This is a genomic window from Streptomyces araujoniae (assembly GCF_050871195.1).
GTDB lineage: Bacteria > Actinomycetota > Actinomycetes > Streptomycetales > Streptomycetaceae > Streptomyces > Streptomyces bacillaris.
The window spans coordinates 1,578,652-1,595,966 of sequence record NZ_CP194070.1; the positions used below are offsets into that span (position 1 = coordinate 1,578,652).

14 protein-coding genes are annotated in these 17,315 nt (G+C 72.7%); 8 read left to right on the forward strand and 6 right to left on the reverse strand.

The genetic code is table 11. The annotated features are described in order from the left end of the window. Positions 1-34: 34 nt before the first annotated feature. Positions 35-748 carry an SIMPL domain-containing protein gene (locus ACQ9ZG_RS06715; RefSeq protein WP_499280102.1) on the reverse strand — a complete coding sequence of 238 codons (714 nt, stop codon included), beginning with the start codon at positions 746-748 and terminating at the stop codon, positions 35-37. Positions 749-903: 155 nt separating this feature from the next. Here ACQ9ZG_RS06715 and ACQ9ZG_RS06720 point away from each other — a divergent pair, with 155 nt between their 5' ends. Next, positions 904-2,727, forward strand: a complete 1,824-nt coding sequence (locus ACQ9ZG_RS06720; RefSeq protein WP_499280103.1) for a bifunctional metallophosphatase/5'-nucleotidase — start codon at positions 904-906, stop codon at positions 2,725-2,727. Between the two features lie 77 nt (positions 2,728-2,804). On the opposite strand, the gene ACQ9ZG_RS06725 is transcribed toward ACQ9ZG_RS06720, so the two are convergent. Further along, positions 2,805-4,328: a lysine N(6)-hydroxylase/L-ornithine N(5)-oxygenase family protein gene (locus ACQ9ZG_RS06725; RefSeq protein WP_499280105.1), complete on the reverse strand. Its 1,524-nt coding sequence runs from the start codon at positions 4,326-4,328 to the stop codon at positions 2,805-2,807. 119 nt (positions 4,329-4,447) lie between these two features. Beyond that, positions 4,448-5,851 carry a pyridoxal phosphate-dependent decarboxylase family protein gene (locus ACQ9ZG_RS06730; protein ID WP_499280106.1) on the reverse strand — a complete coding sequence of 468 codons (1,404 nt, stop codon included), beginning with the start codon at positions 5,849-5,851 and terminating at the stop codon, positions 4,448-4,450. 498 nt (positions 5,852-6,349) lie between these two features. Here ACQ9ZG_RS06730 and ACQ9ZG_RS06735 point away from each other — a divergent pair, with 498 nt between their 5' ends. From ACQ9ZG_RS06735 to ACQ9ZG_RS06755, 5 genes are all read left to right on the forward strand, one after another. Further along, positions 6,350-6,691, forward strand: coding sequence for an ArsR/SmtB family transcription factor (locus ACQ9ZG_RS06735; RefSeq protein WP_028415692.1), 342 nt, complete (start codon positions 6,350-6,352; stop codon positions 6,689-6,691). 77 nt (positions 6,692-6,768) lie between these two features. Next, a complete protein-coding gene (locus tag ACQ9ZG_RS06740) occupies positions 6,769-8,526 on the forward strand; it encodes a SulP family inorganic anion transporter (RefSeq protein WP_499281578.1) in 1,758 nt (585 codons plus the stop codon). Further along, a complete protein-coding gene (locus tag ACQ9ZG_RS06745) occupies positions 8,523-8,975 on the forward strand; it encodes an ATP-binding protein (RefSeq protein WP_181398084.1) in 453 nt (150 codons plus the stop codon). Before ACQ9ZG_RS06740 ends, ACQ9ZG_RS06745 begins: the two co-directional genes overlap by 4 nt. A 139-nt stretch (positions 8,976-9,114) precedes the next feature. Continuing rightward, positions 9,115-9,336: an alkylphosphonate utilization protein gene (locus ACQ9ZG_RS06750; protein WP_019761688.1), complete on the forward strand. Its 222-nt coding sequence runs from the start codon at positions 9,115-9,117 to the stop codon at positions 9,334-9,336. 136 nt (positions 9,337-9,472) lie between these two features. Next, positions 9,473-9,832 carry an ArsR/SmtB family transcription factor gene (locus ACQ9ZG_RS06755; RefSeq protein WP_018486545.1) on the forward strand — a complete coding sequence of 120 codons (360 nt, stop codon included), beginning with the start codon at positions 9,473-9,475 and terminating at the stop codon, positions 9,830-9,832. Between the two features lie 118 nt (positions 9,833-9,950). Here ACQ9ZG_RS06755 and pepN read toward each other — a convergent pair whose 3' ends face one another. After that, a complete protein-coding gene (gene pepN, locus ACQ9ZG_RS06760; RefSeq protein WP_499280108.1) occupies positions 9,951-12,527 on the reverse strand; it encodes an aminopeptidase N in 2,577 nt (858 codons plus the stop codon). A gap of 471 nt (positions 12,528-12,998) precedes the next feature. Here pepN and ACQ9ZG_RS06765 point away from each other — a divergent pair, with 471 nt between their 5' ends. Then, positions 12,999-13,664 carry an MIP/aquaporin family protein gene (locus tag ACQ9ZG_RS06765; protein ID WP_499280109.1) on the forward strand — a complete coding sequence of 222 codons (666 nt, stop codon included), beginning with the start codon at positions 12,999-13,001 and terminating at the stop codon, positions 13,662-13,664. Between the two features lie 167 nt (positions 13,665-13,831). On the opposite strand, the gene ACQ9ZG_RS06770 is transcribed toward ACQ9ZG_RS06765, so the two are convergent. Further along, entirely contained in the window at positions 13,832-14,218 is a 387-nt protein-coding gene (locus tag ACQ9ZG_RS06770; protein ID WP_109916163.1) for a chorismate mutase, read from the reverse strand. Between the two features lie 25 nt (positions 14,219-14,243). Beyond that, positions 14,244-15,128 carry a helix-turn-helix domain-containing protein gene (locus ACQ9ZG_RS06775; RefSeq protein WP_028415685.1) on the reverse strand — a complete coding sequence of 295 codons (885 nt, stop codon included), beginning with the start codon at positions 15,126-15,128 and terminating at the stop codon, positions 14,244-14,246. 171 nt (positions 15,129-15,299) lie between these two features. Between ACQ9ZG_RS06775 and ACQ9ZG_RS06780 the strand changes: the two genes are divergently transcribed. After that, the gene (locus ACQ9ZG_RS06780) at positions 15,300-17,297 is read left to right on the forward strand and encodes a glycoside hydrolase family 35 protein (protein ID WP_258312231.1); all 1,998 of its coding nucleotides are present in this window, start codon (positions 15,300-15,302) and stop codon (positions 17,295-17,297) included. Positions 17,298-17,315 lie beyond the last annotated feature (18 nt).

The following is a 17,315-nucleotide window of genomic DNA, read 5'->3' on the forward strand; positions in this document are numbered from 1 at the left end:
GTTGAATTGTGCAGCGGCCCGCTCCGATGAGCGTTTATCCGAGGGTGGGCGGGATGAGGGTGAAGGATGCTTCGACCTGGGCGTCGACGGTCTGGCGTACGGGTTCGAGGTCGATCGGGGCGGCTTCGGCTCCGCCCGCGGCAGCGGCGTAGGGCATCGATTCGGCGAAGGCGGCGCGGCCGAGGGGGGTGTGGTGGGTGCCGGTGTCGCTGAGTTCGAGGAGGGCGCCGAGGCGGGTGTCGAGGGCTTCGGCGTATTCGCGGGCGCGTTGGAGGGCTTCGCGGACGGCTTGGCGGCGGGCTGCGGCGTGGTGGGGGGAGGTGGGGCGGAGGGTCCACCAGGGGCCGTCGACGCGGGTGAGGTCGTGGTCGGCGAGGCGGGTGACGATTTCGCCGAGGGTGGTGAAGTCGTTGATGGTGGCGGTGAGTTGGATGTGGCCGTGGTAGGCGCGGATGCGTTCGGCGCGGCCGTGGCGGGTGAGTTCGGGGTTGATGGTGAGGGTGCCGGTTTCGAGTTTTTCGATGGTGTCGCCGTAGCTCTTGATGAGGTCGAGGGTGGTGGTGTTGCGGTGGGTGAGGTCGTCGAGGGTGGTGCGGCGGTCGGTGCCGCGGGCGGTGAGGGTGATGGTGATGTGGGCGATTTCGGGGTCGACTTCGAGGTGGGCTTCGCCGCGGACGGTGACGTGGGGGGTGTCGGGGGTGCCGTAGGGGTGGTGGGTGGTGGGCGCGGGTGTGGGGGTTTCGGTCATGCGTTCACTGTGGCATGGGGGTGGGGTGGGTGGGGGCGGTTGTGGAGGAGGTGTGTCGGGTGGCCATCGGATCCTCATCTGCTGGGGGTGTCGCGTGTAACCGGGGCGGGTCAGAATCTACGCGCGTTGCCCTACTGAGCGAGGAGTGAGTGAGCATGGCGTTGGACCGGTGGGACCGTAGGACGTTTCTGGGCCGTTCGGCCGCTGTGGGTGCGGGTGCCGCCGGTGTGGCGATGGTGGGTGGTGAGGCTCTGGCGCAGGGCCGGGACCGTGGTCGTGGGCGGCCGGGGAGGGCGAAGCGGTACTCGTTCACGGTGATGGGGACGACGGATCTGCACGGGAACGTCCTCAACTGGGACTACTTCACGGACAAGGAGTACGACGACGCGGCCCACAACGACGTCGGTCTGGCGAAGATCTCGACGCTGGTGGATCAGGTGCGCCGGGAGAAGGGGCGCCGGAACACGCTGCTGATCGACGCCGGTGACACGATCCAGGGCACGCAGTTGTCGTACTACTACGCGAAGGTCGATCCGATCACGGCGCGGCGTGGTCCGGTGCATCCGATGGCGAAGGCGATGAACGCGATCGGCTATGACGCGGCGGCGCTGGGGAATCATGAGTTCAATTACGGGATTCCGGTGCTGCGGAAGTTCGAGGAGCAGTGTGATTTTCCGCTGCTGGGGGCGAATGCGCTGGATGCGAAGTCGTTGCGGCCGGCGTTCGCCCCGTATGTGATCAAGCGGTTGCGGACGCCGTACGGTCGTGATGTGCGGGTGGCGGTTCTGGGGTTGACGAATCCGGGGATCGCGATCTGGGACAAGGTGAACGTGGGCGGGAAGATGGTGTTCCCGGGGCTGGAGGAGCAGGCGGCGAAGTGGGTGCCGAGGCTGCGGTCGATGGGTGCGGATGTGGTGATCGTGTCGGCGCATTCGGGTTCGTCGGGGACGTCGTCGTACGGGGATCAGTTGCCGTACGTCGAGAATGCGGCGGGTCTGGTGGCGGAGCAGGTGCCGGGGATCGATGCGATTCTGGTGGGTCATGCGCATGTGGAGATCGCCGAGCATTTCGTCACGAACAGGGTGACGGGGAAGCGGGTCGTTCTCTCGGAGCCGGCGAAGTGGGGGCAGCGGCTGACGTTGTTCGATTTCGATCTGGTGTGGGAGAAGGGGCGTTGGACGGTTGAGAAGGCCGGTTCGCAGGTGCTGAATTCGAATACGGTGGCGGAGGACCGGAAGGTGGTCTCGCTGTTGCGGAGCGAGCACCGGAAGGTGGTGGCGTACGTCAACCAGGTGATCGGTACGTCGGTGGTGGCGATGTCGACGGCGGACGCGCCGTGGAAGGACGAGCCGATCATCGATCTGATCAACCAGGTGCAGGCGGAGACGGTGGCGGCGGCGCTGGCGGGTGGGGAGTACGCGGAGCTGCCGGTGCTGTCGCAGGCGTCGTGCTTCTCGCGTACGGCGGGGATTCCGGCCGGTGATGTGACGATCAGGGATGCGGCGGGGCTGTATCCGTTCGAGAACACGCTGGAGGCGCGGCTGCTCACGGGGGCGCAGTTGAAGGAGTATCTGGAGTATTCGGCGCGGTATTACGTGCGGACGCCTGCGGGTGGTCCGGTGGATACGGCGAAGCTGACGAATGCGGACGGTATTCCGGATTACAACTACGACGCGGTGTCGGGGGTGACGTACGACATTGATATCGCCCGGCCTGTGGGGTCGCGGATCGTGGGGCTTTCGTTCGGGGGGAAGCCGGTGGATGCGGCTGCCCGGTTCGTTTTCGCGGTGAACAATTACCGGGCGAGCGGTGGGGGGAATTTCCCGCATGTTCCGGGGGCGAAGCAGGTGTGGGCGAATTCGGACGAGATCCGGAACACGATCATCGCGTGGGTGCAGGCGAAGGGGTCGGTGGATCCGGCGGCGTTCGCTTCGGTGGGGTGGCGGCTGACGCGTGAGGGGGTACCGGTGTTCCCGTAACGCCTGTTGTGTGGTGGTTGGTTGGGCCCGGGGTCTCCGTCGGTGGGGGTCCCGGGCCGTTTTTCTGTGGGGTGGGGTCAGACGGACTGGCTGAGGGGGATCAGTTCGGGGGCTTGGGCGGGGATCTTCGGGGGCTGGGGGGTGAGGCCGAAGGTGGTGAAGGCGGTGCGTTCGGGGAGGGGGTAGGGGGTGGTGCCGGTGAGGTTGTTGAGGATGGTGGCGCTGCGCCAGGCGGCGAGGCCGAGGTCGGGGGCGCCGACTCCGTGGGTGTGGCGTTCGGCGTTCTGGACGTAGACGTGTCCGGTGACGGCGCGGTCGAGGACGAGGCGGTACTGGTCGTCGATGCGGGGGCGGTGGGAGGCGTCGCGGCTGAGGTAGGGGTCGAGGCCGCCGAGGATGGCGTCGAGGGGGCGTTCGCGGTAGCCGGTGGCGAGGATGACGGCGTCGGTGGTGAGGCGGGTGCGGGTGCCTTGCTGGGTGTGTTCGAGGTGGAGTTCGACGCGGGTGTTGGCGAGGCGTCCGGCGGTGCGGACGTGGACGCCGGGGGTGAGGGTGGCGTGGGGCCAGCCGCCGTGGAGGGTGCGGCGGTAGAGCTCGTCGTGGATGGCGGCGATGGTGTCGGCGTCGATGCCTTTGTGGAGCTGCCATTGGCGGGGGACGAGTTCGTCGCGGGCGGTTTCGGGGAGGGCGTGGAAGTAGCGGCTGTAGTCGGGGGTGAAGTGTTCGAGGCCGAGCTTGGAGTACTCCATCGGGGCGAAGGCCTGGGTGCGGGCGAGCCAGTGGATGTTCTCGGCGCCTTCGGGGCGGGCGCGCAGGAGGTCGAGGAAGATCTCGGCGCCGGACTGTCCTGATCCGATGACGGTGATGTGGTCGGCGGCGAGGAGTTGTTCGCGGTGGCGGAGGTAGTCGGCGGAGTGGAGTACGGGGACGGATTCGGCTGCGGCGAGGGGGCGGAGGGGTTCGGGGACGAAGGGTTCGGTGCCGATGCCGAGGGCGATGTGGCGGGTGTGGGCGCGGCCGAGGGCTTCGGCTTCGCCGTCGGGGTCGAGTTGGGTGAAGTCGACTTCGAAGAGGGCGCGTTCGGCGTTCCAGCGGACGGCGTCGACCTGGTGGCCGAAGTGGAGTCCGGGGAGTTGTTCGCTGACCCAGCGGCAGTAGGCGTCGTATTCGGCTCGTTGGATGTGGAAGCGCTCGGCGAAGTAGAAGGGGAAGAGGCGGTGGCGGGTGCGGAGGTAGTTGAGGAAGCTCCAGGGGCTGGTGGGGTCGGCGAGGGTGACGAGGTCGGCGAGGAAGGGGACTTGGAGGCTGGCGCCGTCGAGGAGGAGGCCGGGGTGCCAGTGGAAGGCGGGGCGTTGTTCGTAGAAGGTCGCGGCGAGGGGGCGGGGGTCGTCGGGGGTGGCGGGGATGTTGTGGGCGAGGGCGGCGAGGGAGAGGTTGAAGGGGCCGATGCCGATGCCGACGAGGTCGTGGGGGTGGTCGGGTTCGGGGGTGGTGCGGCCGGTGGCGGTCCGGTCGGTGGTGGGGGTGGGCGGGTTGTCGGCGGGTGCGGGGTGGTCGGTGGCGGGGGCGGGCCGGTCGTCGGGGGCGGGCCGGTCGGTCATCGGGGGGTGTCGCCTTCTGTGAGGGGGGTGGGTGTTGGGCGGGTGCGGGGGTCTGCGGCTGCGGCCGGTGCGCCGGTGGGGCATGGCGGACGGGCGCGGGGGCGTGCGGGGTTCTGTGCTTACGGGTGGGGTGGTGCGGTGGGGGTTTGGAGGTCGGCGGTGGTGGCGGTGACGAGGTCGATGAGGGCTTGGAGGTCCTGGGGGGTGGTGTGGGGGTTGAGGAGGGTGGCCTTGAGCCAGAGGCGGCCTCGGGCGTGGGCGCGGCCGAGGACGGCGTGGCCGCGGTTGAGGAGGGTGCGGCGGAGGGTGGCGACGGTGTGGTCGTCGGCGTCGGTGGGGCGGAAGAGGACGGTGGTGATGGTGGGGCGGTCGTAGAGGTCGAGGGTGGGGGTTTCGGTGATGAGGTCGGCGAGGTGGTGGGCGGTGGTGACGGTGGTGTCGATGAGGGCGGCGAGTCCGGTGCGGCCGAGGGCCTGGAGGGTGACGGCGATCTTGAGGGCGTCGGGGCGGCGGGTGGTGCGGAGGGAGCGGCCGAGGAGGTCGGGGAGGCCGGCTTCGGTGTCGTCGTCGGCGTTGAGGTAGGGGGCGTGGTGGTGGAGGGGGGTGAGGTGGAGGCGGTCGGGGACGGCGAAGAGGCCGGCGGAGGCGGGTTGCCAGCCGAGTTTGTGCAGGTCGAGGGTGACGCTCTGGGCGCGGTCGAGGCCGTGGAGGAGGGTGCGGTGGGTGGGGCTGAGGAGGAGGGGTCCGCCGTAGGCGGCGTCGATGTGGAGTTCGGCGCCGTGGGTGGTGCAGAGGTCGGCGATGGTGTCGAGGGGGTCGATCCGGCCGGTGTCGGTGGTGCCGGCGGTGGCGACGACGAGGAGCGGCGGTTCGAGCCGGGTGAGGGTGGCGTCGAGGGCGGCGGGGTCCATCGTGCCGTCGGGGGCGGGGACGGTGACGGGCCGGGGGAGGCCGAGGAGCCAGGCGGCGCGGGCGATGCTGTGGTGGGCGGTGGTGGCGCAGACGGTCTGGACGGGGCCGTGGCGTTCGCGGGCGAGGAGGAGGGCGAGTTGGTTGGCCTCGGTGCCGCCGGTGGTGATGACGGCGTCGGGTGAGGGGGTGTGGGGGTAGATCTCGGCGGCGAGTGCGGTGGTGAGGTCGGCTTCGAGGGCGGTGGCGGCGGGGGCCTGGTCCCAGGAGTCCATGGAGGGGTTGAGGGCGCTGGCGGCGAGGTCGGCGGCGGCCGCGAGGGCGAGGGGCGGGGTGTGGAGGTGGGCGGCGCAGTGGGGGTGGGCGGGGTCGGCGGCGCCTTCGGTGAGGGTGGTGACGAGGGCGCGGAGGGCGTGGTGGGGGCCGGTGCCGTGGTCGGGGATGAGGGGGTGGGTGGCGGTGCGGGTGCGGGGGGTGACGGTGTCGGGTCCGCCGGCGGGGAGGGGGCCGTCCCGGAGGGCCGCGCCGTCGTGGAGTGCGGTGAGCACGGTGTCGATGAGGGGGCGCAGTGCGGCGGGCCCTGCGGTGCCTCCGGCGAGGGGCGGGGTGGGCATGGGTGGGGTGGTCCTTCGGGAGGGTGATGGTGGACATGCCAGCTTGTCCCGGGTTCCGGGTGGCGCGGCCGAAGAGGTCAACGATCTGAACTCGAAAGGGGTACTGGCGGCCGGTGTGGGCCGTCTGCCGGGGGTTTTGGTGGTATAGCCGTGCGATCGCGGGACGGGTGTGCGGGCGCCCGCGCGGGGCCTCCGAGGGAGGGCGTGACGCACCCTCGGGCGTCTCCCGGGGCCCTCGGGCCTTCAGGGGCCTCCCGGAGGGTTCCGGCACCCCCCCGGCACCCCCGGCGCCCCCGGGACCTTCCCGGACTCTCCCGGGACCTTCCGGGACTCCCCCGGGACCTTTCACCCCGGAAGGACTTAACAGATCAACGAATTGCGAAATTCTGCAATTCACTACATGCTGTGGGGGCCGTTCCGCCGCCCCCTGACGGCCCGGCCCCCGCCCGGCTCCCCCGCCGGCGGTGGTGACGCACTGCCGAGGAGAGGCCCGGAGTGATGGCGGTCCCCCTGTACCAGGCGAAGGCCGAGTTCTTCCGGATGCTCGGGCATCCGGTCCGTATCCGCGTTCTCGAACTGCTCCAGGACGGTCCGCTGCCGGTACGGGATCTGCTGGCGGCGATCGAGGTGGAGCCGTCGTCGTTGTCGCAGCAGTTGGCGGTGTTGCGGCGGTCGGGGATCGTGACCGCGACCCGGGAGGGTTCGACGGTGGTGTACGAGCTGGCCGGCGGTGATGTCGCGGAGCTGATGCGGGCGGCCCGGCGGATCCTGACGGAGATGCTGGTGGGCCGGGACGGGCTGCTGGCCGAGCTGCGGGAGGCCGAGGTGTCCTCGCGGTGACGGCGTCCGTGAACGCGCCGTCGTCGGGCCTGCGCCGGGTGAGGGCGCTGCTGCCCGTACGGGCGGACTTCGCGGCCATGACCCGTAACCCCCGGCGTGATCTGCTGGCCGGGCTCACCGTGGCGATCGTCGCGCTGCCGCTCGCGCTGGGCTTCGGGGTCTCCTCGGGGCTCGGTGCCGAGGCGGGGCTCGCTACGGCGGTGGTGGCGGGGGCGCTGGCGGCGGTGTTCGGCGGGTCGAACCTCCAGGTGTCGGGGCCGACCGGGGCGATGACGGTGGTCCTGGTGCCGATCGTCGCCGAGCACGGTCCGGGCGGGGTGCTGACCGTGGGGCTGATGGCGGGGGCGCTGCTGATCGGGCTGGCGCTGCTGCGGGCGGGGCGGTCCATGCGGTACGTGCCCGCGCCCGTGGTGGAGGGGTTCACGTTCGGGATCGCGGGGGTCATCGCTCTGCAGCAGGTCCCCAACGCGCTGGGCGTGGCCGCGCCCGAGGGCGACAAGGTGCTGGTGGTGGCGTGGCGGGCGGTCCAGGAGTTCGCCGCGCACCCGGACGTGACGGCGCTCTCGATCACCTTGGGGGTGGCCGGGCTGATGCTGCTGGGGGCTCGGCGGTTCCCGGCCGTGCCGTTCTCGGTGGTCGCGGTGGTGCTGGCGACGGTGGCGGTGCAGGTGTTCGGCCTGGGCGCCGAGCCGATCGGGGCGCTGCCGGCCGGGCTGCCCGCTCCGTCGCTGGGGTTCGTGGAGGTGTCGGCACTGGGTTCGCTGGTGGCCCCGGCGGTCGCGGTGGCGGCCCTGGCGGCGCTGGAGTCGCTGCTGTCGGCGACGGTGGCGGACGGGATGACGGTGGACCAGAAGCACGATCCGGACCGGGAGTTGTTCGGGCAGGGGGTGGCGAATCTGGCGGCCCCGCTGTTCGGCGGGGTGCCCGCCACGGCGGCCATCGCCCGTACGGCGGTCAATGTCCGTACCGGTGCCTCGTCCCGGTTGGCGGCGCTGACGCACGCGGCGGTGCTGGCGGTGATCGTGTTCGCGGCGGCCCCGTTGGTCTCCCGGATCCCGCTGGCCGCGCTGGCCGGGGTGCTGCTGGCGACGGCGGTGCGGATGGTCGAGGTGGGGGCGTTGCGGGCGATGGCCCGGGCGACGCGTTCGGACGCGGTGGTGCTGGTGCTGACGGCCGTGGCGACGCTGGTGCTGGATCTGGTGCTGGCGGTGGTGATCGGGCTGGTGGTGGCCGGGGCGCTGGCGTTGCGGGCGGTGGCGGGCGAGGCCCGGATGGACCGGGTGGATCTGCGGGAGGGCGAGGGTGCGGGGGCGGAGCCGCCGGGTGCGCACAGCGAGGAGGAGCACGCGCTGCTGGCCGAGCACATCGTCGCGTACCGGATCGACGGCCCGTTGTTCTTCGCCGGGGCGCACCGCTTCCTGCTGACGCTCTCGGAGGTCGCGGATGTGCGGGTGGTGATCCTGCGGATGTCGCGGGTGACGACGGTGGACGCCTCGGGGGCGCTGATGCTGAAGGACGCGGTGCACCAGCTGAACCGGCGGGGCATCACGGTGCTCGCCTCGGGCATCCGCCCCGGGCAGCGGCGGGCGCTGGAGTCGGTGGGGGCGCTGGAGCTGCTGCGGCGGGAGGGCCGGGAGTACGCGACCACCCCGGAGGCGATCGCGGGGGCGCGCGAGCGGTTGCGGGAGGCGGGCGTGCTGGTGCCGGGGCAGGGGCCGGCGGGTGCCGGTGCGGGGGCGGGCGCCCGGGGTTCCGGGGCGGACGCGTCAGCGGTGCGTACGGGTTCGGGTGCGGGTTCCGGTGGGGGTCGCGGCGTTGAGGGGAGCGGGCGGTGATCAAGCCCCATGACTCGTTGCCGTACCGCCATGTGCTGACGCTGCCCACGATGGGCTCGGCGGTGCGGGTGGCGCGGGAGACGACGGAACAGGTGCTCGCGGAGTGGGGGGTGGGCCCGCAGGAGCCGTGCGCGGGGCCCGCGCTGCTGATCCTGAGCGAGCTGGTGGCCAACAGCGTGCGGCACGCGGCCGTGCTCTCGCCGCAGGTGACGGTGTTCTTCGCGGGCGGCCCGGACGCGTTCGCCTTCGGTGTCCACGACCGCCACCCCTACCGTCCCGCGCTCTACACCTCGGCCGTGGCCGGTTCCGGGCGGGGCCTGGCGACGGTGGTGGAGCTGACCCTGGGACTGGGTGGCAGCGCGGTGGTGCGGGGCGACGCGGACGAGGGCGGCAAGAGCATATGGATCACGCTGCCGCTCCGGCGGACGGCCGGGGCCCCGGGCCGGTGAGCCGTCGGCGGTGCGCGGCGGCAGGTCACCGGCCGTCGACCGCCGGTTGCTGGTCGCCGGTTGCCGGTTGCCGGTTGCCGGTGGGATCAGGATTCCCGTCGCAAGAGCTGCGCGGGTGTGGGAAAGGCAGGAACGCACCATGAGCGACATCGTCGTGAAGGACAGCAACGGGAACGTGCTGGCGGACGGTGACTCCGTGACCACGGTCAAGGACCTGAAGGTGAAGGGCACGTCGGAGACGCTCAAGCGCGGCACGCTCGTGAAGAACATCCGGCTCACCGGGCGTGCCGGTGAGGTCGAGTGCAACACGAAGAAGGTGAAGGGGCTCGTGCTGAGGACCGAGTTCCTCAAGAAGGCCTGAACCCGTCCGGTCCGGTTCATCCTGCCGGGCCCCGGTTCATCCTCGCGCCGCGGAGGCGCGAGGATGAACCCATGGAGATGAGAGTTCGCACAGCGCGCCACCGTGGCCTTCCGGCGTACGGGACGGGGTTCCGTCGGTGAGCACGCCGCTGTACCGGCTGAAGGCCGAGTTCTTCAAAACGCTGGGGCATCCGGTGCGGATCCGGGTGCTGGAGCTGCTCAGTGAACGTGAGCACGCGGTCTCGGAGATGCTGGCCGAGGTGGGGGTCGAGGCCGCCCATCTCTCGCAGCAGTTGGCGGTGTTGCGCCGTGCCGGTCTGGTGACCGCGCGGCGGGAGGGCTCCGCCGTGTACTACACGCTGTCCAATCCGGAGGTGGCGGAGCTGCTCCGGGTCGCCCGGACGATCCTGACCGAGGTGCTGACGGGCCAGGCCGAGCTGCTGGCGGACCTGCGGGCGACCGGTCCGGCGGCCGGGGAGGAGCCGGCGGACACGTGACGGCTGCCGTCGCGCACCCGCCGCGCTCGCCCCTCCCCCCTCCCCCTCGCCCCTCCTCCTCGGCACCGGAGCCGGCTGCCGGTGCCGAGGCCGAGGCCGAGGCCGAGGCCCGGGTGGCTCAGTGCTCCGTCGTCCGTACGGCCAGGGCGCGGCGGAGGTCGTCCAGCTGGTCGACGAGCTTGCGGCGCAGGGCCGGGATGAGGGCCGGGTCCTTCAGGGCCCGGGTGCCGGTGGCGAGGCTCTCGGTGTCGACGGCGTACGCCGGGAAGGCGTACCGTCCGGCGGCCTCCGCGATGGCCGGGCCCCGGCGGGCGGCGAGCGCGGTGGCGTCGGGGTAGAAGCGGTCCACGTACGGGGCGAGTACCTCGCCCTGGCCGGGCTGCCAGAACCCCTGGGCGGTGGCGGTGAACAGGTAGTTGGACAGGGTGTCGTCGCTGAACATGGCCTGCCAGGCGGCTGCCTTGGCGTCCGGTGTGGGCAGGGCGGCCCGGCAGCGGGCGGCGCCCTCGCGGCCGGTGGCGCTGGGGTCGGCGGCCAGCTCGGCGGCGATGGCGGTCTCGTCGGTGGCGCCGAGGGCGGCGAGCCGGGTGAGGATGCGCCAGCGCAGCTCGGGGTCGAGTTCGGGTCCGCCGTGGACGGTGCCGTCGGCCAGCCAGCTCTGGAGGGTGTCGGGCTGGGTGGCGGCGTCGATGAAGTGGCGTACGGCGATGAGGCGCAGCCCGGGGTGGGAGCCGTCCTCGGTGCGGCGGATCAGGTCGCGGCAGAGGCTGGTGAGGGTGGCGAGCGCGGCGGGTCGGGCCTCGGGGGTGACGTAGCGGGCGGCGATCTGGCCGTCGGCGAAGGAGAGGACGCCCTGGACGAGGGCGAGGTCGCTCTCGTAGGGGAGGTGGGTGCGGGCCGCGGTGAGATAGAGCGCCGGGTCCAGCTCGCCGTCGCGGACCGTGTCGCGGGCGGCGTTCCAGATGACGGCCCTGGTCAGGGGGTCGGGGATGGCGGAGAGGTGGCCGAGGGCGGTCTCCCAGGAGGCGGCGTCCAGGCGGATCTTGGCGTAGGTGAGGTCGCCGTCGTTGAGGACGACGAGGGCAGGGCGGCGGCCGGGCCGGACGGTGGGGGCCGTGCCGTCGGGCTCGGCGCCCGGCACGTCGATCTCGAAGCGGTCGCGGGGGGCGAGGTGGCCGGGGCCCGCCTGGGTGTTGAGGGCGTGGTCGAAGGTGGCGACGGCGATGCGGTGGGGGCGGCTGCCGTCGCGCTCGACGGTGAGGGCCCAGGACTGGCCTCCCCCGGCGGGCGCGGTGGGTTCGGTGACCCGGGCGGTGAGGGTGTCGACGCCGGTGGTGCGCAGCCACTGCCCGGCCCAGGCGTGGACGTCCCGGTCGGTGGCGGAGGCCAGGTTGTCGATGAAGTCGGCGAGGGTGGCGTTGCCGAACTTGTGCCGGGCGAAGTGGGTGTTGATCCCGGCGAGGAAGTCCTTCTCACCGAGCCAGGCGACGAGCTGGCGGAGTGCGGAGGCGCCCTTCGCGTAGCTGATGCCGTCGAAGTTGAGGAGGGCGGAGGCGGTGTCGGGGACGGCGTCGGGGTCGGGGGCGACGGGGTGGGTGGAGGGGCGCTGGTCGGCGTCGTAGCCCCAGCCCTTGCGGGCGACGCCGAAGTCGACCCAGGTGTCGGGGAAGGGGGTCTCCCCCGCCCGGACGGAGCGGAGGGCGTGGGGAAGGGCGATCTCCGTGAGGGTCTGGTAGCCCATGTACTCCGCGAAGGACTCGTTCAGCCAGATGTCGTCCCACCAGCTGAGGGTCACGAGGTCCCCGAACCACATGTGGGCCATCTCGTGGGCGACGACCATGGCGCGGGTCTGGCGCTCGGTGTCGGTGACGGCGGAGCGGTAGATGAACTCGTCGCGGAAGGTGACCAGTCCGGGGTTCTCCATGGCGCCCGCGTTGAACTCGGGCACGAAGGCCTGGTCGTAGGAGTCGAACGGGTAGGGCTCGTCGAACTTCTCGTGGTAACGGTCGTAACACGCGCGGGTGATGGCGAGGATCTCGTCCGCGTCGGCGTCCAGATAGGGGGCGAGGGAGCGGCGGCAGTGCAGGCCGAAGGGGAGCCCGGCGTGCCGCGTGGTGACCGAGTGCCAGGGGCCCGCGGCGACGGCGACGAGGTAGGTGGAGATGAGGGGGGTGGGCGCGATGGTCCAGCGCCCGTCGTCCTGGCGTGCGGCGATGCCGTTGCCGAGGACGGTCCAGCCTTCGGGGGCGGTGACGTCGATGGCGAAGACGGACTTCAGGTCGGGCTGGTCGAAGGCGGCGAAGACGCGCTGGACGTCCTCCATGAACAGCTGGGTGTAGAGGTACGTCTCGCCGTCGGCGGGGTCGGTGAAGCGGTGCATGCCCTCGCCGGTGCGCGAGTAGCTCATCGCGGCGTCGACGTGCAGTTCGTGGGTGCCGGGGGCGAGGCCGGTGAGGGGGAAGCGGTTCCCGTCGAGGAGGGCGGGGTCCAGGGGCTGTCCGTCCAGGGTGACCGAGCGCAGGGTGGCGGGCTTGATCTCGACGAAGGTGTCACCGGCCGTGCGGGCGGTGAACCGGATCTCGGCACGGGAGTCGAAGGTCTCCTCGCCGGTGGTGAGGTCGAGGGCGATCGTGTACCGCTCCACGTCGATGATCTGGGCTCGGGTCTGCGCTTCGTCGCGCGTCAGTACGGACATGGGCCCATGCTGCCGTACCGGATGCGGCGGGGGCAGGGGGGTTCTCCCTGGGCGTACGCGAAGGGGGGCCTGCCCCAGGAAGGGGTGGGGTGAGCCGGTGTACGCGGGGGGCTGTGCACCCCCGGGGGCGGTGCGGAGGCGGGGTACCCCCTGGGGGCCGGCGCGAGGCGGAGGTATCCGCGGAGGCCGGGGCGGAGGGAAGGTATCCGCGGGGGCCGGGGCCGCTTACCATCTCCTCGGCGCGGCACCCCTTCTCGTACCCAGGACGTCCTCATGACGCTCACGCCTGCGCCCGATGCCGCCGCCCGCCTCCCCGGCCCGGCCTCTTCCCCTTCCGTCTCCCCTTCTCCTTCCGTCTCTCCCTCTTCCTCTTCTTCACCTTCCGGCTCCCCGGCTCCTACCGTCTCGCCTTCCCCTCCCGCCTCCTGCTCCCTGGCGCTCCGGGTCCGCTGCGAGTTCGGGCTGACCGCCGTGCTGCTCCTGGGTGTCGTGACCGGGGCGCGGTGGCTCTTCGCGCCGGACGGGTACGGGGGCGGCGGGGCGGCGTTCACCGTGCTGGGGGCGGGTGTGGGGGTGCTCCTCGCCGTGCTGATGCTCTCCGGGCCCGGCCGCCGCTCGGGCGCGCACCTGAATCCGGCGGTCACCCTGGCCCTGTGGCGGCTCGGGGCGGTCCCGGGGCGGGACGTGCTGCCGTACTGCCTGGCGCAGCTGGGCGGTTCGGTGACGGGGACATGGCTCGCGGCGGTGGTGTGGGGGCCCGTGGTGGCCCGGCCGCCGGTCGGGTACGCGGCGGTGCGGCCGGGGCCCGGGTGGGGCGAGGGGGCGGTGGTGGCGGCCGAGGCCGGGGTGCTGGCCGCGTCGGCCCTGATGCTCGCGGGGCTCCTGGCGTATCCGGTGGGCCGGAGGCTCCTCCCGTACGCCGTCGGGCTGGTCACCGCGCTCGTCATCGCGCTGCTGGGCCCGCTGACCGGCGGATCGGCCAACCCGGCCCGGCAGTTCGGCCCGGCGCTCCTGGCGCGGGAGGCCGGAGGGGCCGGGCCGCTGTGGATGTATGTGGCCGGGCCGGTGCTGGGGGCGGTGGCCGGGGCGGTGGTGGGGCGGACGCTGGTGCGCACGGCTGGGCGCCAGGCCCGGTGACCGGACCGTCGGTTCCCTGACGCCGGGAAACCGGAGGCCACGCAACCCGGGGCCGGGGACCCGGAGGCCGCTCACCCGGGGCCGGGGACCCGGAGGCCTAGGAACCGGGGGCCAGGTCCCAAGGCCTAGGAACCGGAGGCCGGCGCCCCGGAGGCCGGGCCCAAGGCCTAGGAACCGGAGGCCGGCGACCCGGAGGCCTGGGATCCGGAAGCCGTAGCGCCTCCCGTCTCCTCCGCGATGCGCTCATGGTGGCGGATGACCTCCGCGATGATGAAGGTCAGCAGCTTCTCGGCGAACGCCGGGTCCAGGTTGGCGCTCTGCGCGAGCTGCCGCAGCCGGGTGATCTGGCGGGTCTCGCGGGCCGGGTCGGCGGGCGGCAGCTGGTGGTCGGCCTTGAGGCGGCCGACCTGCTGGGTGGCCTTGAAGCGCTCGGCGAGCATATGGACGACGGCGGCGTCGATGTTGTCGATGGACTCGCGCAGCCGGTTCAGCTCCGCCTGGACGGCCGGGTCGATCGGCTGGGACGCGGACGCGTCGTTCTCGCTCGTACTCATGGTCATCGAGCTTAGACGTCCGCGCTCACGGCCCGATCATCGGCGGGTCGTCCGGGTCGGGCACCCGGTCGCTCCAGCCGCCGGGGACGCTGCGCCCCTGCTGTTCGCGGAAGCGGACGGGGGCGGTGCCGACGCGGCGGGCGAAGAGGCGGGAGAAGTAGGCCGGGTCGTCGTAGCCGACGCGGCGGGCGACGGCGGCCACCGGGAGGTCGGTGGCGGCGAGGAGTTCCTTGGCCCGGCCGAGGCGGATGGTGAGCAGGTAGTCCTTGGGGCTGCACCCGGCGCCGCGCCGTACGGCGGTGCGGAGTTCGGCCGGGGTCATGCCGTGCCTGGCGGCGTGCTCGGCGACGGTGAGCGGCTGGTACGCGTCACGGGCGAGGGCCTGGAGGACCGGGTCGCCGTCGGGGCCGAGGTCGGCGCGGGCGCGGCGCAGGGAGACCAGGAGTTCGTGGACGGCGGCCGCGGTCTCGACCTCCAGCAGGGGGTTGCCGCGGCGGGCGGCGCGGACGATACGGCCGACGGCGGCGCGGGGGGCGGCGGTGTCGGAGAGGGGGACGAGGGGGCGGTCGGGTTCGATGCAGCCCAGCTCGGTGTAGGTGGCGGTGGCGGGGCCGGTGAAGTCGACGAAGCTCTCGTCCCAGCCGGTGTGGGGGTCGGCGCCGTAGTGGTGGGGGGTGCCGGGGGTGAGCCAGATGAGGGTGGGGCCGGTGACGGGGGTGCGGCGTCCGTCGGGGGTGCCGAACCAGCCGGTACCGGAGTTGACGATCACGGCGACGTGGTGGTCCAGGGTGCGGGGGCCGACCGTGGGCAGCGCGCCGTGCTGGAGGCCGACGCCGAGGCAGACGAGGCCCAGGCGGTGGTGGAGCGGGCTGGGGGTGAAGAAGCGCATCCAGGTGTGGTAGCTCGGCATGGTGCTGCTCCTCCCCGGGGCCCTGCGTCCGTGGTGCCGGTCGCGTCCGTTGCGTCCAATCAGCAGCGATCTTTGTCCATGGACCGGGCGTACGCCAGGGGTGAAAGTGGTCGGACCAATTCCGCCCGGGGGCCGCCGGGCGGGGGCCGAGCACAGGAGCGTACGTACACGATGTCCGAGTTCACCGTGGGGGACGACCACTTCCTGCTCGACGGGAGGCCCGTACGGCTGCTGTCGGGTGCCCTGCACTACTTCCGGGTGCACGAGGAGCAGTGGGGCCACCGGCTGGCGATGCTGGCGGCGATGGGGCTGAACTGCGTCGAGACGTACGTCCCGTGGAATCTGCACGAGGAGCGCGAGGGCGCCTATCGGGACGTGGGGGCGCTCGGCCGGTTCCTGGACGCGGTCCGGGAGGCCGGGCTGTGGGCGATCGTGCGCCCGGGTCCGTACATCTGTGCGGAGTGGGAGAACGGCGGGCTGCCGGTCTGGGTGACGGGCCGGTTCGGGCGGCGGGTGCGGACGCGGGACGCGGGGTACCGGGCGGCGGTCGAGCGGTGGTTCCGGGAGCTGCTGCCGCAGGTCGTGGAGCGGGAGATCGGCCGGGGCGGTCCGGTGATCCTGGTCCAGGCGGAGAACGAGTACGGGAGTTACGGCTCGGACGCCGTGTATCTGGAGTGGCTGGCGGGGCTGTTGCGGGAGTGCGGGGTGTCGGTTCCGCTGTTCACGTCGGACGGGCCGGAGGACCACATGCTGACGGGCGGGTCCGTGCCCGGCCTGCCGGCCACGGCGAACTTCGGCTCCGGCGCCCGGGAGGCGTTCGACGTCCTGCGCCGCCATCAGCCGCGGGGGCCGCTGATGTGCATGGAGTTCTGGTGCGGCTGGTTCGACCACTGGGGTGCGGAGCCGGTCGTACGGGATCCGGGGGAGGCGGCCGAGGCGCTGCGGGAGGTGCTGGAGTGCGGGGCGTCGGTGAACATCTACATGGCGCACGGCGGGACGAACTTCGCGGGGTGGGCCGGGGCGAACCGGGGTGGCCCGGTGCAGGACGGGGAGTTCCAGCCGACGGTGACGTCGTACGACTACGACGCGCCGGTCGACGAGTACGGGAGGGCCACGGAGAAGTTCCACCTGTTCCGGAAGGTGCTGGAGGCCTACGCGGAAAGTCCGTTGCCCCCGCTGCCGCCGGAGCCGAAGGGCCTGGCCGGGCCGCCGGTGCGGGTGGGGCTGAACGGGTGGGCCGGGCTCGACGACGTCCTGGAGGCGCTGGGCGATCCGGAGGGACCGTCGGGACCAGAGGACCTGGAGGGCATGGAGGGCATGAAGGACCTGGAGAGGCCGGGCGGAACTGAAGGGCCGGACGGGGCTCAGGAGTCGGGCGGAGCTGAGGGGTCGTCGGGTTCGGCGTGGGCGGAGTCGGGGGTGGCGCCGACGTTCGAGGAGCTGGGGGTGGGCCGGGGGCTGGTGCGCTACCGGGTGGCGGTGCCGGGGCCGCGCATCCCGTACCCGCTGACCGCTGCCGGGCTGCGGGACCGGGCCGTGGTGTACGTGGACGGGGTCCGGGCGGGGGTGCTGAGCGAGGAGAGCCCCACGCTCCCGGAGCCGGTGGCGGGTCCGGCGGAGGTGGAGCTGTGGGTGGAGTCGCTGGGCCGGGTCAACTACGGGCCGCGCCTGGGTGAGCCGAAGGGGATCACGGGCGGGGTGCTGCACGAGCGGCAGTATCTGCACGGCGTACGGGGCCGGGGCCTGCGACTGGAGGCGTTCGAGGAGGCGGGCACGGTGGCGGGGATGCCGTTCGGGCCGGTTCCGGAGGGGACCGGGTCGACCGGGCTGTTCCGGGGGACGTTCACCGTAGGGGCGGGCCCGGTGGACCACGCGGGGCTGCGGCTGCCCGGCTGGACGCGCGGCTTCGTCTGGGTGAACGGCTTCTGCCTGGGCCGGTACTGGTCGGTGGGCCCGCAGGAGACGCTGTACGTACCGGGGCCGGTGCTGCGCGAGGGCCCCAACGAGCTGTGGGTGCTGGAGCTGGAGGGCGCGGGCGAGGCGTGGGTGGAGCTGGGGCCGGGAGCGCCCGTACGGAGCGGCACGCCCCAGCCCGGCCAGGAAAGGCGCGTACCGAGCGCCACTCCCCAGCCTGGCCAGGAAGGACCCGTACGGAGCGCCGCTTCCTGACGCGGACCGGGAGTGCCC

Excerpts from the sequence above, each read along its gene's own strand:
- ACQ9ZG_RS06775 (WP_028415685.1), bottom strand. The coding sequence starts at position 15,128 with ATGCCGAGCTACCACACCTGGATGCGCTTCTTCACCCCCAGCCCGCTC.
- pepN (WP_499280108.1), bottom strand. The coding sequence starts at position 12,527 with ATGTCCGTACTGACGCGCGACGAAGCGCAGACCCGAGCCCAGATCATC.
- ACQ9ZG_RS06715 (WP_499280102.1), bottom strand. The coding sequence starts at position 748 with ATGACCGAAACCCCCACACCCGCGCCCACCACCCACCACCCCTACGGC.
- ACQ9ZG_RS06725 (WP_499280105.1), bottom strand. The coding sequence starts at position 4,328 with ATGACCGACCGGCCCGCCCCCGACGACCGGCCCGCCCCCGCCACCGAC.
- ACQ9ZG_RS06735 (WP_028415692.1), top strand. The coding sequence starts at position 6,350 with ATGGCGGTCCCCCTGTACCAGGCGAAGGCCGAGTTCTTCCGGATGCTC.
- ACQ9ZG_RS06740 (WP_499281578.1), top strand. The coding sequence starts at position 6,769 with ATGACCCGTAACCCCCGGCGTGATCTGCTGGCCGGGCTCACCGTGGCG.
- ACQ9ZG_RS06780 (WP_258312231.1), top strand. The coding sequence starts at position 15,300 with ATGTCCGAGTTCACCGTGGGGGACGACCACTTCCTGCTCGACGGGAGG.
- ACQ9ZG_RS06770 (WP_109916163.1), bottom strand. The coding sequence starts at position 14,218 with ATGAGTACGAGCGAGAACGACGCGTCCGCGTCCCAGCCGATCGACCCG.
- ACQ9ZG_RS06730 (WP_499280106.1), bottom strand. The coding sequence starts at position 5,851 with ATGCCCACCCCGCCCCTCGCCGGAGGCACCGCAGGGCCCGCCGCACTG.
- ACQ9ZG_RS06750 (WP_019761688.1), top strand. The coding sequence starts at position 9,115 with ATGAGCGACATCGTCGTGAAGGACAGCAACGGGAACGTGCTGGCGGAC.
- ACQ9ZG_RS06720 (WP_499280103.1), top strand. The coding sequence starts at position 904 with ATGGCGTTGGACCGGTGGGACCGTAGGACGTTTCTGGGCCGTTCGGCC.